Here is a 15,591-nt window from a genome sequence, read left to right on the forward strand (position 1 = left end):
TCATATGATTATTTGCTTTTCTATTTTTTTCGCCTGCAAAAGAATTTTATTCAAATCCGAACCGATGATTGTAATATGTCCCATCTTTCTTCCTATTCTCGATTCAGCTTTACCATAAATATGCAGATGGACATTATTACTTTTCAAAGCTTCAGAATAATTCTGCACTACACCTACACCATTTCTTTTTCCTAACAAATTTATCATAACAGCATAGGGTTGAACTAATTCAGTATTTCCTAATGGTAAATCAAGAACTGCTCTGATATGATTTTCAAATTGTGAGATTGTGCAAGCTTCAATTGTATAATGTCCAGTGTTATGTGGTCGAGGGGCTATTTCATTAACCAAAACAGAATCATCTTCAAGCAGAAAAAATTCTATTCCAAAAATCCCAAAGCCATTGATTGACCTAACAGCTTCAACAGCAATTTCGTTTACAGAACGGATTATTTTTTCGTTTACTCTGGCAGGTGCAATAACTGTATGGCAAATATGATTTTTTTGAATTGTCTCAACTATGGGATAAGTTTTAATTTCTTTTTTTGTTCGTACAACCATTATTGCTAGTTCTTTAACAAAAGGAACAAACTTTTCCGCATAAATTTCTGTGTGCCTTTCAGATAGTCTTTGCAGAGCTTCTGTAAATTCACTTTTATTTTTTACTGTTGCATTTCCATATCCATCATAACCCATTTTTTTTGACTTCAAGACAAACTTGCTACCAAGTTCAGACTTAATAAATTCATAAGTAGTTGTTTCATTAACATTCAGAAATTTTGGAACAGGAATTCCTGAGTTTTGAAATGTAGTTTTCTGTATGAACTTATCCTGAATTAATGAGATAGTTTTAGAATCCGGAATGACCTTCTTTCCTTTATTTTCTATGTACTCAAGATATTTATAATCAATGAATTCATTTTCAAGCGTGATAATGTCACTTGCTTCTATAAATTCATCAAATATTTTTTTTTGATCAACCCAACCAATAAACTCTTTTTTAGTCAGAATTCCTGCAGGAGATTTTTTTTCTTTTTCCAATATCGCAACATCAAAACCCAATTGAATTGCTTGCATAGCAGACATGCGAGCGAGCTGTCCACCACCTAATATTCCAATTACTGTATTTCTATCTTTTCTTAAAACTGCCATTCAGAAATTTCTCCAATCCACAACTTTAATTTTGTTTCCATCAGATTGCAGCAGAACTGCTCCGAGAGAATCCGTTCTTAAAATTTCAGACTTTATTTCTTTCAATCTTTGCAAAACTATTTCAGATGGATGTCCAAATTTATTTTTAATTCCGGCACTAACCAAAGAAATTTCCGGACTGACTGCTTCTAAAAATTCTATCGAAGATCCTGTTTTACTTCCGTGATGCCCGACTTTTAATACATCAGAATCAAGAAATTTTCGGTTTGAATGCAAGTAAATTTTTTCAGCAGGAATTTCTGCATCACCGACAAATAAAAAACTTGTTTTACCAAATACAATCTTTAATATTCCGCTTCTGTCATTTGAAGATAGTGAATTGAAATCTTCTTCATTAAAGTCATTCAGAATGTATAACGACACATTTCCAATTTCTTTTTTATTTTTTTCATAAATGTATTTCGGAATTTTCAGCTTATCTAAAACCTTTTCAAACCTTATTGATTTATCGGATGAATCGGGTTTTGGCCGGTAAATCTCATTCACTCTTTTATTATAAAGTAAAGATGCAAAACCTCCATAATGATCTGTATCAAGATGACTGACAAATCCATAATCAATTTGTTCAATTCCAAGATAATCAAGTAATGGAATAATTATTCTTTCACCGGTATCAAAATAAGGATCAACAACACCTGCATCAATGATTGCTGTTTTGTTGTTTGGAAACTTGATGAGAAAAGAATCGCCTTGACCAACATCAATCATCATTACACTTAAAACTCCATCAGGTAAAAGTTTTTTGTCATCGAATTGAGTGAATACAAAAATATTTGCAAATGTTATTAAGGTTACTGCAAGCTTGATTTTAATACTTTCAGAAATTCTGAATAAATAAATCAGTATTGCTATGAATAAATAGAAAATAATTGAGTCCAACAGCGAAAAATTATTTATTCTAATGAAAGCAAAATCCAGACTTCCGGTGAATCTTATCAAATCCATCATTAACGAAGTGATAACATTATTTACTATTGCAAAATAAATTGCAAATGACGGAATAAAACTTCCAATCATTAAAGTGATGATTGCTAAACCAACTATTATTCCTGCTAATGGTATAACAACTAAGTTGCTTAACAATGAAATGACAGATAACTTATTGAAGTAAGCAAGTGTGAAAGGTAAAGTCCCTATCTGAGCACTCAGGGAAACTCCGGCAAACAGTAAAATATTTTTCAAATATTTATTTGTGATTGATAATTCAAGTATAATTTTTTGAATTACAGGATAAATGATAGCAATTGAAAGTACTGCGGAATATGAAAGTTGAAATCCGGGATTAAAAATTTCATTTGGCTTGAAAATTAAAATTATAACTGCTGAGAGTGCGGTTGAGTTTAAAAGATTTGTACTTCTTCCGGAAAGAAAAGCAATTATAAGAATAACTGACATCAGTGTTGCTCGAAAAACTGAAGCTGGAATACCTGTTATAATCATAAAAGAAATTAATCCGAGAATTGTAAGGAATGATCTTGTGTAAATATTGAACCGTCCGAACAAAACCACAAAGAATAATAAAATGTATCCGACATGCAAACCTGATACAGCAAGGATATGAATTACTCCTGAGTTAACAAAATTTTGTTTTGTCTCGTAGTCAATCTCTGTTCTGTCTGCGAGAAGTAATCCTCTCAATAAACCAGCAGTTTGAGAATTGTGAAGTTGATGAATCAACTCATCAATATTTATTCTGGTTTGGAAAATCAAGTTATTGAAAAAATCATATTCATAAGAAAGGAAACTAATAGAGGCAGAATCATAAGAGGTTATTAAACCTGTGATTCCTTTGGAAAGAAGAAATTTTCTGTAATCAAATTCACCAGGATTCCGGACATCTCTGCCCTGCTGAAATGTTCCTTTGACTAAAATTTTATTTCCGGGTTTTGCATTATCGTAAAATATCTTTCTGTCAATGCTATCACTTCTTAATCTGCATAAAAGATTTTCATTTGTCTTGATAACCCGGTTTTCGATTGAAACACTATCGGTTTGAAGAATAAACGAAATTTCATAATCTCTTTTTAATTCTATTTCCTTAATTGTTCCGACTACCGAAACATTTTTTTCTTTCCGGTAGGATGACAGCTTTGAATTTATTTCTTCTTTTTGAATTGATTGAATAAATAATCCGAGTGATATTGAAAATACCGCAAATAAAATTATTTGAAGAATTTTCGAATTAAAAATTTTCTTTGAGGTGATATAAAGAATTATTGAAGATATTGTTAAAGTAAAGACAAGTATGTTTGAAACAGAAAGCAAGCTTCCCGTAACGATTCCAATGATGAACAGAATAGCAAATTTTATGAAAGGATAATTCTTCACATACAATTTTTGATTATTGCAGATTTAATTTGCGTAAGATCATTAACCGAATCAGCGATTTGCTTTGCATTTTTTCCTGCTGCGATAAACAGAGCCGGATTTCTTGTATGACCTTTAACTGATAAATCTTCGTAATTGCCATGATCTGAGCAAATAATAATATCCATTTTTTCTTTATTGAATTTTGTAAGCAACTCAAATAAAAACTCATCTAAATTTTTGTGAACATTCTGAAATTCATCTTTTATTCTTCCGTGACCAAGATGATCAGTCAGAAAAAATTCGTACAAAGTAAAATGGTAATTTGAAGAAATTCGTAAAAGTCTTCTTGCAGCGGCTCGGGCAGAAATAACAGGTATGTTATAATGTAATTTTTTATTCCATCGCTCGTTAGTTATCTCCGCTGTTAAAGCTTTCGCTTTACGAACATCAGTTGCGGTATTCAATCTTATATTTGTCAATCTGCAACTAAGTGAAGTAGCACTCAATCTCGTTTTGCCCGATTTAAGATAATCAAAAAATATTTTGGGATATGCGTTTGCAAAAAAAACTTTTTTGCCTCTGTTCAGAAATTCTCTGAAAATATTTTTATCACGCAGCACATCAATTGTTTTTGAATGAGGAAAAGGTCCAAAATGATTTCCGACTAACTTAGCAGCGTTAACTCCGCAAAATATTGAAACCTGTCCGGTACCGCTTTGTGGCAATCCATCAACGCTGAGATTTGCATCAACTGGTTTAAGATAAATTGAATCAGTTTGAAGAACAGGAATCTGAAGGTGAGGAATTTGTTTGAAGATATTTTCAAATGTCTTAAATCCTAATTTGAAAAACGGATTATACTCATAATCTTTTTTACCAATTCCAACACCATCTATAAAAACCATCAGAACTGAATTCAATTTTTCTCCAGCCTCTTTGAGTCAATAATTATAGTAACCGGACCATCATTAAAAATTTTAACGAGCATCATTGCACCAAATATTCCGGATTTAACTTTACTCCCGCCAAGATTCTCTTTCATTCGTTGAATAAATTTTTCATAAAGTGGAATTGCTGTTTCAGGTCTTGCAGCGTCGGTAAAACTCGGTCGATTTCCTTTTTGAGCATCTCCATAAAGTGTAAATTGTGAGATGACCAGCACTTCGCCATCAACATCTTTAACTGATAAATTCATCTTTTCATTCTCATCAAGAAATATTCGAAGGTTCGAACATTTATCCGCAAGAAAATTAACATCTTCAATCGAATCATCGTGTTTAATTCCAAGTAATATTACCAAACCTTTTCCGATTTCTGCAGAATAATTTTCATCGTTAATATAAACTCCTGCTTCAGTAACTTTCTGAACAACAACTTTCATTTGAGTTCTCCCAAAATGATTCTTTCAATTCCCTGATAGTCTTTGATTATATCAATCTTGTCAAATCCTTTTTCCTTTAGCATCATCTTCACATCATCTGATTGACCTTTCCCTAACTCAAAATAAATCCTTCCATTTTCATTTAATAACAAAGAAGATTGTTCAATAATTTTTTTATAAAAAGTAAAACCATTGTATAAATCAGTAAGAGCAATTTTCGGTTCGTAAACTTTAAGTTCAGGTTCAAGAGTTTCATAATCATCTGCAGAGACATAAGGAGGATTGGAAATAACAATATCAAACTTTCCCAAATTTTTTATATCATCATTCAGAATATCAAACTTCAAAAATTCAATCCGGTCGTTTACTTCATTCAAAACAGAATTTCCTTTTGCAAGTGACAATGCTTCTTCACTAATGTCGATTGCAACGGCATTTGCCTGAATCAAGTTTTTCAATACAGCAATTGAAATATTTCCTGAACCAACTCCAATATCAAGAAATCTGAAATGGGTTTTCTCTTTAAAGTCATTTATAATTTTTTCTACAAGTAGTTCAGTTTCAGGTCTGGGAATCAGAACGCTTTTATTTACTTTCAGCTTTACATTAAAAAATTCAACTTCTCCAAGAATATACTGAAGCGGTTCTCTTTGTGCTCTTCTCGAAAGGAATGATCTATATAGCTGAAGTTCATTATCGTCCAAAGGTCTGTCAAACATAAGATACAATTCCAATCGCTTGCAGTTAAGAATTGAAGCAAGCATCAGTTCTGCATTTAATCTGGCAGATTCAATTCCCTTTTTATTGAGATAATCGGTTGAAAGATTAAGAGCTTCTAAAACAGTAATCATACAAAGCAAAAATAAGGAAGGAAAATTTATTCAGCTAAAAATCTGTAAATGATATAGCCAAAGTTTATCTGAAATAATGCTAATGAAATTCCACTTATAGTGTCAAAGCGATTTGTCTCATCAAGAAATTTTTTATCACCTGAAAATCTGTATTCATCAAACTTATCATCTGCTTTCAATTTGAAATATGCTGTAACTGCACCAAGTACTATAGCAGAGCCAGTGAGAATTTTGAACATTGTAGTATTTACAAAAGGTTCAGATTTTGTCACTCCATTAAAATCCAGATTTACTTTTTGAACTGGACTACCATCCAGAAAAATTTTCTTTTCAATAAAACCTGGTTTTGAAATTCTTAATTCCTGAAAAGTTCCCGGAACTTTAATTGGAGTAAATCCAATTAGTGAGTCGTTTGAAAATACATAAGCGTCTTCAGGTATTGATTCTAAAAGTGTTTCGGATTTGAAAAAATAATTAATGATTTTTTGTTCACAGCCAGAAATTTCAATTGTATCCGAAAATGATTTTGAGTTCCATCTGTCACTTATCTCATCTGCTACGATTATATACTCACCATCCTGAAGTTCTAATTCAATTTTTCCGTTGTTTGAAACTAACGAATCATTCAAATAAATATTTGCTTCAGTTATATCAGAATTAATTTTCAGAACATTGTGACAATCCTGTGCAAGAATTGAAAAAATAGTGAGCATAAAAAACAAAATTATTTTAGTTAATAAATTCATACGCAGCAATAACTCCTTCATCATATCCGATTATAATTTTATTGTTGATAATTACCGGAGATAATTTAGCGCGATTATCCAATTCTACTTCTTTAAGCAATTCTCCGTTTGATTTATCAACAATCAATAATGATTTAAACAGATTTGGCACGAACAAATGATATTTAGTTACAACTGGTGTTGAATTAAAGTAACCTTTCATTTTTTTTGACCAAACAATTTTCCCATCATTTTTATCAATGCAATAAAACATTCTTTTCATATTTCCGAAGTAAATATTTTTCTCATCAACAGCCGGATTCATCAGTATTCTTCCATCAGTTTTGATTTTGAATTTTATATTGTAAGTATCAATATCTATAGCATAAAGATTTCCTTCATCATCACCGAGATAACATAAATTGTTATCTATTGAAGCGCCTGAAAAGAAACCTGATGTAATTTTTTCTCTATGAATAATTCCTCCTTGCTTTGAATCAACAACAATAAATTCACCAGCATCATTACCAAAAAATATTTTGTCTTTTTTCATTGCCGGTACAAAATGATTATTCTGATTTGTTTCGATTGACCAGAGTAATTTTGCTTCGTAATCATATTTATAAATTGTTCCATCTTCAGCAAAGAGATAAATTGCTTCATCATCTGAAAGCATTTGATTTGTAATCAGGTCTTCGATTTCTATTATGTACAAATCCTTTCCGGCAAAGTAATCATATACGATAAACTCTGTTAATTTCTTTCCATCTTTTACAAGTGGATAATAAATTCTTAATCTATAAAGTAACGGTGTTGAGAAAATTGCTCCTTTTGTTTTAAGAACTCCTCTTTGCTTTCCGTTTTCAAGATTAAAAACATGAATTCTTCCGGCAAGATCAGCAATAAAGATTAATGAATCATTTGCAACAACTGAAGAATTATTGAAACTACCGAATGCATCTGCTGTCCAGATAAGTTTTAAACTGTCTGATGAAATGAAATTATAATAAAAATTTCTTTCGCTGTTTTTTCCAAACATCGGATGAATATTTTCTACTTTTTTGCTGCTAAACTGAATCAGAGATTTAGCGCAACCTGCAATAATCAAAGCTGATATTATTAAAATTAATTTTCTCAAAAATCCCATCCGAAGAAAAACTGATAAAATAATCCCGGTTGAAATTGTCTGAAATCATTTTCTATTTTTTTACCAATATCATATCTCAAAACCAGCACACCGAATATGTTAAATCTGAAACCAACTCCTACACTTCCATAAGTTGTTTTGTATTCTTTATCCCAGGCACTTCCTGCATCAAAAAATGTTGCTGCACGAAATCCCCAGAAACCCAAATCAAGAAAAGGAAATTTAATATTCAACTGATCAATCAAAGGAAAACGAAACTCGAGAGAAGTTAACCACATTTTCTCACCACGAATTGACCATCGGGGCCAGCCGCGTAAATCCCAACTTCCACCCATAAAATATCTTCTTGCATCTTTACCTTCGTTATAAAAAATTCCAATTCGTGTTGCAAGCGCTGTTCTTAGTCCAAATCTTAAATAATATCTGTAGTCGGCAATAACACTAAAGTAATTCACATTACTGAATTTGATGTCAGTCGTATAACCAAGAAGAACGAGCCATCGCGAGCCATCAACCGGACCTGAAGTACTCCATAGAGAATTATCGTGGACTATTGAAATTGAATTGCTCAGAAGGAATGCTTTTCTTTCTGATATTCCTTCTACAATTTCTCTTTCAGTATCGGCAAGAGTTGTTGCAGCTTCAATGCGTTCAAACTTTGTGAGAGGATAGCTTAAAAGAAAAGTTCCGCCATAACTTTTTTCATAAAAGAATTCGTTCGATTCACGGATGTCATATCTTCTTCCGTTAAAATGAAAAATTCCATAACCAAAATTTACCCGCTTCGAAAGATTAATTCTTGTGATTGCAACATTAAAGCTTTTCAGAAAATCACTTTGAACTTCAGCCGTATTGTAGAGCAGAATATAATACTGATCATCTCCAAGTAAATCACTTAATGTAAGAATTGCTCCGCCTCGTGTGCCGAATACAGGATCAGTTGCAACAACACTTTGAGCATAATCCAATGCGTACTCTTTCTCATATTTTAATTTTTGGAATTCACTTTCATAATGAAGTGACGAAGCAAGCCATTTGCCTTTTGGTTTTTCGGATTCAAATGTTAGAGTGTTAAGCGAATCGGTCTGATTTAAGTTCATATTTTTTCTGTATAGATGAAACGAGAAATTCTGGAAACCTGAAAAGACAATTATCGAATCGTTTATTATTCTCGGGTCAAATGCACTCGTAAAGAAATTTGAAATCTGATAAATCTTATTTTCAAATTTTCCATCAGTAATTTTCTGCATCCAGATATTCCGAACTCCATCAATGTCACTTGTAAAAAATAATTTCGTCTTATCTTTTGAAATAACCGGATTTGAAAAATTTGCATCGGCAAGAGTTACATATCTTATTTCTTTATCATCAAGACTAACTGAAAACAGATTATACTTGCCTGAATACTCACCAGAAGTTCTGTCAGATGAAAAAATTATTTTGTTTGAAATTCCAAAACAAGGATCGCGATCGTCATAGTAATCGTTCGTTAAACGAATAAGAGTATCAATTGATAAATCATAATAATAAATATCACTGAATCCTTTCTGATCAACTGCCTGAAAAACTATTTTATTTCCATCATCAGAAAATTTTGGTGAACTGATTGAAATCAAATAATCTCTTTGAAATGTTTTAATAAGTTGATAAGAATTAGCATCTAAAAAATGAATTACATCAGTTGCGCCACTCTTTGTTACAAATGTTAAAATTCCATTTTTTGAAACATCAATACTCGACTGAAAAAGATGGAAAGATTCGAACTCATCGGTTTTCTCTCCGCGTAAAACAAGTTCCGGTTCATCAACCGGATTATAATTTTTATCAAGAGCTAATTTGTAAAGCGAAGAATAGCCATCACGGTTAGCACTAAAGAAAATAAAACTACTATCTTTTTTTTGATGATAAACCGGAGAGAAATTAAATCCCCAATAAGTTAATTTTTTTGCACCTATTTCCTGCGGAACTTTATCGGAAAGTAATGGGAAGTATTTTCTTTTAAGATAATAACTCCACTCATTATCTAATTCATCTATTGATTTGCCCAGAGTATGTTCAAGAACTTCACTGAAATTTTTATACATCCAGAAATTTTCAAGAATCAAAGGGATTTTTTCTGCTCCATATTTTTCTTCAACAAATTCCAGAAAACTCTGACCTTCTTTGTACATAAGAAATGAACCATAGATTTTAAAGATGTCTTTTAACCCAACAAAGTAATTATTTATCACTGCATCACGCATAACCATTTCTGCCTGAGCATCAACTTCTGTTGAAAGATATTCGGCAAGTCCTTCAACAAACCAAAGCGGAGGAAGCATATCAGTCGGTTGGCGGTGATCACGAAGAACGCGAAATACTTTGTTTGTCATAAAGACATGTACAAGTTCGTGTCTTATTACATGCCTGAAATCTGATAGCGAACCGGTTGAAGGAATAACTACTCTTCCTTTCAGAAATTCAAAAAAACCTCCAACACCTTCAGGAATAAATCCGGGCGTGATGTTCGTTTGCTGGAAATGAATTGAAGTGTTATAAAATATCAGTGGAATTTTTCTCGTAACAACATGATTTAGTTTTTCAGCAAGTTCGGAGTAAATTTCTTCGGCATAAGCAGCACCAATTTCCGCAATGGTTTCCATTTCTCCGTAATAATAAATATTGAAATGTTCTGTACGAAGAACTTTCCAGTCAAAATCTTCATACTGAACTTTATTTCTGCCGAAGAAAAAATATTGCGCTTGTAATTCCGCTGTAATGGATAGCAAAATTACAGTAATAAACTTGAAAAGAATTTTCAAGACTCTCTCAGTTTAGTTTCAGGATAATCTTTCCTTAAGAAGATTGATATACTCGATTTCACTTGGATCAAATCCTCTTAATATGCCTAAGTAAAAACTTATCCAATCAGCTAAAAAAATCAAATCCATAATGCGTACCTTAAAATTCTTTTCATTGCTTTGCAGTGAAATTATTTCAACATCAGCTTTGTTTATAAATTCAGATACGATTTGAAATCGTTTTTTGATTTGAGGATGATAAATTTCATCGAGTATGTAAATAACCTTTGTGTGAAGCTTTTTTTGTTGATGAGATTCCCAGCCAATAATTTCATTGTGATTCATCTCCGGGAATTCGTGATGGAACGCGTGAAGTTTTGAATTTTCATTAATCTGCGATTTTAATCTGTAACCAATTGCATTTGTGTAATCGGAAGCAGAATAAATAACAGGAATAAATCCTAACAATTGCTGAGCAACTGAAACAGCATGATTTTCTTCAGTTGAGTATTCATCGGCTTTTCTTTTCCAAAGTTGAAGTGTAGCATCAACAAATTCATTTTGTGGAGAGATTAATTCAAGTTTTTCAAATACTTTTAGTAAAGTAAAAAAACTTAATCCCAATGCATATCGAGGTTGAAACCCTTTTTGTAATCTTACAAATGGAACTGAATTTTCCTCAGCAAGCTTCTCTAATTTTCCGCCGGTTGAAATACAAATAATCTTACATCCTTTTTTAACTGCTTCATTAAATGATGATAAAGTTTCTTCTGTGTTACCTGAATATGATGAAGCAATCAGTAAAGTTTTATCATCTGCGAATGATGGTAAAAAATAATTTCTGTTGACGATAACAGGAATACTTAGTTCATCTTTCAAAAAATTTTTAAGAAGATCGCCGCTTATTGCAGAACCTCCCAAACCACTAATAATAATTTTGTTAATCTGATTTTTTGAAAATCCAAAATCAGGATATGAATTATTAATTGCATACTCAATTTGTTTGTATGTTTCTTTTAATATCTGATACTGATTTTGTGTATCGTACTTCTGAATGAATTCTGAAATTTTCATAATCACCTAAATAATGTTTCTGGTTCTGATAATTTTATTTTCTTCAAAGAATTTTTTAATTCTCTCTTCAATTTCGTTATGAGTTTTAAAAGTCAGACATTCCTCTGCCATTGCTTTTGCTTTTTTGAATGCGAAGGAACTGATAATTCTTTTGGCGTAAAGAATTGTTGCAGGTGACATACTCAATGAATCCAATCCAAGACCAACCAACAAAGGAATTGCAAGTGTATCAGCCGCCATTTCGCCACAAAGACTTACTGGTGTATTAAACTCTTTTGCACCTTGAACAATATGATGAATAGTTCTGACAACAACAGGCGAAAATTCCTGATATAGATCAGCAACAAGATCATTACCGCGATCAACAGCCATCAGATATTGAATCAAATCATTTGTACCGATGCTGAAGAAATCTACTTCACTTGCAAAATCTCTTGCCATAACAGCAGCGGATGGAACTTCAATCATAATTCCGATTTTAATTTTGCTATCGAATTCAATCTTTTCTTTTCTTAGTTCTTTCTTACATTCGTCAATAATTTTTTTTGAACGCCATATCTCATCTATCGTGGAAACCATAGGTAACATCAATCTGATGTTTTTGTGTTTGCTTGCTCTGAGTATTGCACGAACCTGTGTTCTGAATAAAGCTTCGTTCTCAAGTAAGAATCTTATTCCGCGCAAACCGAGAAATGGATTCGGTTCTTTATATTCCTGAAAACGGAATTTATCTCCGCCAATATCAAATGCTCTGATAGTACAAAAAAGCGGATACATTCGGCTGGCAAGTTTTGTATAAATTGTTGTTTGTTCTTCTTCATTCGGAAATTCACCAAGTTCATCAAGAATTTGTTCAGAACGATAAAGCCCGATACCATTTGCACCACTTGAGATTACTATATCAATTTCACCGCTTACATCGACATTGGCTTCAACACTTATTTTCTTGCCGTCTGAAGTAATTGCTTCTTTGTCCTTGTATTCTTCAAGTCCTTTCTGTAATTCAAATAATCTTTTCTGTTTTTCAGAATAGAAATTTATTTGTTCTTCGGTTGGTTCATAAAATACATAACCGTGAAAACCATCAACGATAATTATACTTCCGTCTTTAATTATTTGTGTAGCATTGTGAGTTCCAACTACAGCGGGAATGTTAAGTGATCTTGAAATTATTGCAGCGTGTGAAGTCAATCCACCGTGATCAGTTACAAATCCAAGTGAATTATGTTTCGAAAAAAGCAAAGTATCGGCTGGAGTTAAAGTTTCACTTACAACAATTACACCGTCTTCAATTTTTGAATGAAGTCTTTTCTTCTGGAGATTTCTGATTATTCTGTTTTTAATGTCTTCAATATCCTGCGCCCTTTCTTTCATATATGATTCATTTGAGATAATCATCAATTCCTGATATTTGGATATTTCATCGGCAACAATAAACTCAGGTTGTACTTTTTCCTTTTTAATTCTTTCTTCAATCGTTTTAAGCAGAACAGGGTCATCGAGAATCATCAAATGAGCTTCAAAAATTCCTGCTCTCGTATCATCCATTTTTTCTTTTGCAATCTGAAAAATTTTCTGTAGTTCTTTTTTTGATTGTGCGAGTGCTTCATTGAGGTTTTTTATTGCTTCGTCAATATCAGTTATAGGAGCTTTTGAGATTTCGATTTTTTCTTTTGTGAAGAGATATGCTTTTCCGATTACAATTCCTGGAGCTGCGGCAATACCAGGAATTTTATTCTGAGCTTTTGAGATTATTTCTTTAAATGATTTCATAATTCATCAAATCCCCTTTCAAAATATGAAACAATTTCTTCAGCTGCCTGTTGTTCGTCTTCACCATCAAATACAAGTGTTAGCTCAGAGCCCATTTCAGCAGCTAATGTCATTACTCCAATAATACTTTTACCATTGATGCTCATCCCATCACGATTGATATAAAAATCACATTTATATTTTGAAGCCATTTTAACGATTGTTGCAGCAGGTCTTGTATGAAGTCCTGCCTTGTTAATGATTTTAACTTTTTTCTCGATCATCATCTGTTTCTTTTAATTAGTGAATCTGCTAACCAGTGAAAAATTCCTGTTTCTGATTTTTTTGAAATCATATCAATAGATGACAATGCTCTGTTCGTGTATTTTCTGATTTCATTCTTAGCATCTTCAAGAACTCCAAGTTTTTCAAAAATATTTTTGTAATGCTGAACTTCTTCGGGTTTGATACCTTTATTGTCCATCATTTTTTGTAAATCAATTTTATCCTGTCCTTCAGCTTTTTCAAATGCTTTTATAAAGAGAAAAGTTTTTTTACCGGCAATTAAATCACCACCAACAGTTTTACCGAATTTGTCTACCTCACCAATGATGTCAAGCAAATCATCCTGAATCTGAAAAGCAATTCCGAGATTCAGTCCATAATTTGAGAGTGATTTGATGTCTGACTTTTTTCCATCAACTAAAATTGCACCAAGCTCACAACACATTTTAGCCATCGCAGCAGTTTTCTTGGTAATCATTACAATGTATTCTTTAAGCTGAACATCATTTCTTGTTTCAAAATCTGTATCCATACTCTGACCTTCACAAACTTCAATCAAACCTTGAGTGAACGCACTTACTGCGGCTTTAGTATTTCCGTTACAATCTTTCAATAGAAATTCATAGGCAATTGAGAGAAGACTATCACCTGCAAGTATTGCTGTGTTCAAATCATATTTTTTATGCAGAGTTTGATTGCCTCTTCTTAAGTCTGCGTTATCCATTATATCATCGTGAACAAGTGTAAAGTTGTGCATTATCTCGACGGCAACTGCAGCATTATAAACATCTTTAAATTTTCCACCGGCTGCTTTTGCAGAAAGTAAAACCAGTAAAGGTCTTAGTCTTTTGCCACTACTTTGTAAAATATAAGATGCAGGTTCATAAAGAGATTTTGGTTTTCTTTTCTTTAATGAAGAAGCCAGCATTTTATCAATTTTCTTTCTCTCTTCTTCATAAAGTGCTGCGTACTTTAACGGATTAAATTTTTTCAAGTCAGTAATTCCTTTTTTTGAATTTTATTTTTTTGCAAATCGGATAATTTCTGCGAATTGGTAAGAAACATTACTTCGCGAAGATATTTAAACCAACTTTCAATCATTAGTTTAACCTGTTCCTGACCTTCACTCATTAATTTTTGCAGCACTATTCTTGCAGAAGCTGTTAAATCTGCTCCAAGCGAAAAAGCTTTAGCCATTTCTGATGCACTATTAATGCCACCAGAGCCAATTAACAGGAAATTATAATTCTTTTTTAATTCATTTACTGTTCTAATGCAATAAGCTGTCGGAAGTCCCCAATCCCAAAAAGGATTTTCAATTTCATTCTTTCGGATAAGTTCAACTCCGGCCCAACTTGTTCCACCAGCACCCGCAACATCAATACCTTTTACACCAACATCAAGTAATTTTTTGGCAGAGATTTTATCTATTCCTGAGCCGACTTCTTTTGCTATCACAGGCACTGAAAGTTTTTTACAAACAGATTCCAACTTTTTTAATAAGCCAACAAAATAAGGTTCACCTTCAGGTTGAAGTAATTCCTGTAAAGGATTCAGATGAACAACAAATGCATCGGCATCAAGCATATCAACAAGTTTCTGAATTTCTTTAACATTCAGATGAACAAGTTGAGCTGCTCCGATGTTCCCCAACACAGGAACATCTTTAGCTTTGCTGCGAATTACTTTGTAAGTGTTATGAAAATATGCATTCTCAAGTGCCTGTCTCTGACTTCCGACTCCAATCGGAATTTTTATCTCTTCAGCAACTTCAGCAAGCATACTATTTATATTTTCTGCTTCAGTTGTTCCGCCGGTCATACAGGAAATAAGAAAAGGATAATTTATTTTCTTACCAAAAAGTTTTTTTTGAAATGAAATTTTATTTATATCAACTTCAGTTACTGCGGAATGAATGAACTCATAATTTTCAAATCCATTTGTTTTCTGTCTGAAAGAAACTTCGTTAGTCAGACACAAACGGATGTGTTCAGATTTTCGTTGAGAAGTATTTGAAGCCGACTCACTCATATAATGATATGTAACATAGGTAAAGGTTTATAATTTTTGATGC

General features: G+C 32.4%; 13 protein-coding genes. All 13 read right to left on the bottom strand.

The window, feature by feature from the left end:
- The 13 genes from Q0X14_RS03330 to fni are packed head-to-tail and all read right to left on the bottom strand — an operon-like array spanning position 1 to position 15,548.
- Positions 1 to 1,152, bottom strand: coding sequence for a 5-(carboxyamino)imidazole ribonucleotide synthase (locus Q0X14_RS03330; RefSeq protein WP_297842397.1), 1,152 nt, complete (start codon positions 1,150 to 1,152; stop codon positions 1 to 3).
- Complete coding sequence (locus Q0X14_RS03335) at positions 1,153 to 3,540, bottom strand: DNA internalization-related competence protein ComEC/Rec2 (protein WP_297842400.1); 2,388 nt, start codon at positions 3,538 to 3,540, stop codon at positions 1,153 to 1,155. It lies immediately after the preceding gene.
- Positions 3,537 to 4,442 carry a metalloenzyme gene (locus Q0X14_RS03340; RefSeq protein WP_297842403.1) on the bottom strand — a complete coding sequence of 302 codons (906 nt, stop codon included), beginning with the start codon at positions 4,440 to 4,442 and terminating at the stop codon, positions 3,537 to 3,539. Before Q0X14_RS03340 ends, Q0X14_RS03335 begins: the two co-directional genes overlap by 4 nt.
- Positions 4,439 to 4,903, bottom strand: coding sequence for a D-aminoacyl-tRNA deacylase (gene dtd / locus Q0X14_RS03345; RefSeq protein WP_297842404.1), 465 nt, complete (start codon positions 4,901 to 4,903; stop codon positions 4,439 to 4,441). The genes Q0X14_RS03340 and dtd overlap by 4 nt, the downstream gene beginning before the upstream one ends.
- Positions 4,900 to 5,754 (bottom strand): peptide chain release factor N(5)-glutamine methyltransferase, encoded by an 855-nt coding sequence (gene prmC / locus Q0X14_RS03350; RefSeq protein ID WP_297842407.1) that lies wholly within the window; start codon positions 5,752 to 5,754, stop codon positions 4,900 to 4,902. Before prmC ends, dtd begins: the two co-directional genes overlap by 4 nt.
- A gap of 26 nt (positions 5,755 to 5,780) precedes the next feature.
- Entirely contained in the window at positions 5,781 to 6,467 is a 687-nt protein-coding gene (locus Q0X14_RS03355) for a PEGA domain-containing protein (RefSeq protein WP_297842410.1), read from the bottom strand.
- Between the two features lie 16 nt (positions 6,468 to 6,483).
- The gene (locus Q0X14_RS03360) at positions 6,484 to 7,617 is read right to left on the bottom strand and encodes a PQQ-binding-like beta-propeller repeat protein (RefSeq protein ID WP_297842413.1); all 1,134 of its coding nucleotides are present in this window, start codon (positions 7,615 to 7,617) and stop codon (positions 6,484 to 6,486) included.
- A complete protein-coding gene (locus Q0X14_RS03365; RefSeq protein ID WP_297842416.1) occupies positions 7,614 to 10,427 on the bottom strand; it encodes a hypothetical protein in 2,814 nt (937 codons plus the stop codon). The genes Q0X14_RS03360 and Q0X14_RS03365 overlap by 4 nt, the downstream gene beginning before the upstream one ends.
- A gap of 18 nt (positions 10,428 to 10,445) precedes the next feature.
- Entirely contained in the window at positions 10,446 to 11,480 is a 1,035-nt protein-coding gene (locus tag Q0X14_RS03370) for a bifunctional phosphoglucose/phosphomannose isomerase (RefSeq protein ID WP_297842417.1), read from the bottom strand.
- Positions 11,481 to 11,486: 6 nt separating this feature from the next.
- Positions 11,487 to 13,253 (bottom strand): phosphoenolpyruvate--protein phosphotransferase, encoded by a 1,767-nt coding sequence (gene ptsP / locus Q0X14_RS03375; protein WP_297842420.1) that lies wholly within the window; start codon positions 13,251 to 13,253, stop codon positions 11,487 to 11,489.
- Positions 13,250 to 13,516: an HPr family phosphocarrier protein gene (locus Q0X14_RS03380; protein WP_297842422.1), complete on the bottom strand. Its 267-nt coding sequence runs from the start codon at positions 13,514 to 13,516 to the stop codon at positions 13,250 to 13,252. Before Q0X14_RS03380 ends, ptsP begins: the two co-directional genes overlap by 4 nt.
- Positions 13,516 to 14,511: a polyprenyl synthetase family protein gene (locus tag Q0X14_RS03385; protein ID WP_297842424.1), complete on the bottom strand. Its 996-nt coding sequence runs from the start codon at positions 14,509 to 14,511 to the stop codon at positions 13,516 to 13,518. Before Q0X14_RS03385 ends, Q0X14_RS03380 begins: the two co-directional genes overlap by 1 nt.
- Positions 14,508 to 15,548 carry a type 2 isopentenyl-diphosphate Delta-isomerase gene (fni, locus tag Q0X14_RS03390; RefSeq protein ID WP_297842427.1) on the bottom strand — a complete coding sequence of 347 codons (1,041 nt, stop codon included), beginning with the start codon at positions 15,546 to 15,548 and terminating at the stop codon, positions 14,508 to 14,510. Before fni ends, Q0X14_RS03385 begins: the two co-directional genes overlap by 4 nt.
- Positions 15,549 to 15,591: the final 43 nt, after the last annotated feature.

Source organism: Ignavibacterium sp. (assembly GCF_025998815.1).
Lineage (GTDB): Bacteria > Bacteroidota > Ignavibacteria > Ignavibacteriales > Ignavibacteriaceae > Ignavibacterium.

What these genes read in the sequence shown, in the direction of transcription:
- Q0X14_RS03370 (WP_297842417.1), bottom strand. Translation starts at nt 11,480, where the DNA reads ATGAAAATTTCAGAATTCATTCAGAAGTACGATACACAAAATCAGTAT.
- dtd (WP_297842404.1), bottom strand. Translation starts at nt 4,903, where the DNA reads ATGAAAGTTGTTGTTCAGAAAGTTACTGAAGCAGGAGTTTATATTAAC.
- fni (WP_297842427.1), bottom strand. Translation starts at nt 15,548, where the DNA reads ATGAGTGAGTCGGCTTCAAATACTTCTCAACGAAAATCTGAACACATC.
- Q0X14_RS03330 (WP_297842397.1), bottom strand. Translation starts at nt 1,152, where the DNA reads ATGGCAGTTTTAAGAAAAGATAGAAATACAGTAATTGGAATATTAGGT.
- Q0X14_RS03380 (WP_297842422.1), bottom strand. Translation starts at nt 13,516, where the DNA reads ATGATCGAGAAAAAAGTTAAAATCATTAACAAGGCAGGACTTCATACA.
- ptsP (WP_297842420.1), bottom strand. Translation starts at nt 13,253, where the DNA reads ATGAAATCATTTAAAGAAATAATCTCAAAAGCTCAGAATAAAATTCCT.
- prmC (WP_297842407.1), bottom strand. Translation starts at nt 5,754, where the DNA reads ATGATTACTGTTTTAGAAGCTCTTAATCTTTCAACCGATTATCTCAAT.
- Q0X14_RS03355 (WP_297842410.1), bottom strand. Translation starts at nt 6,467, where the DNA reads ATGCTCACTATTTTTTCAATTCTTGCACAGGATTGTCACAATGTTCTG.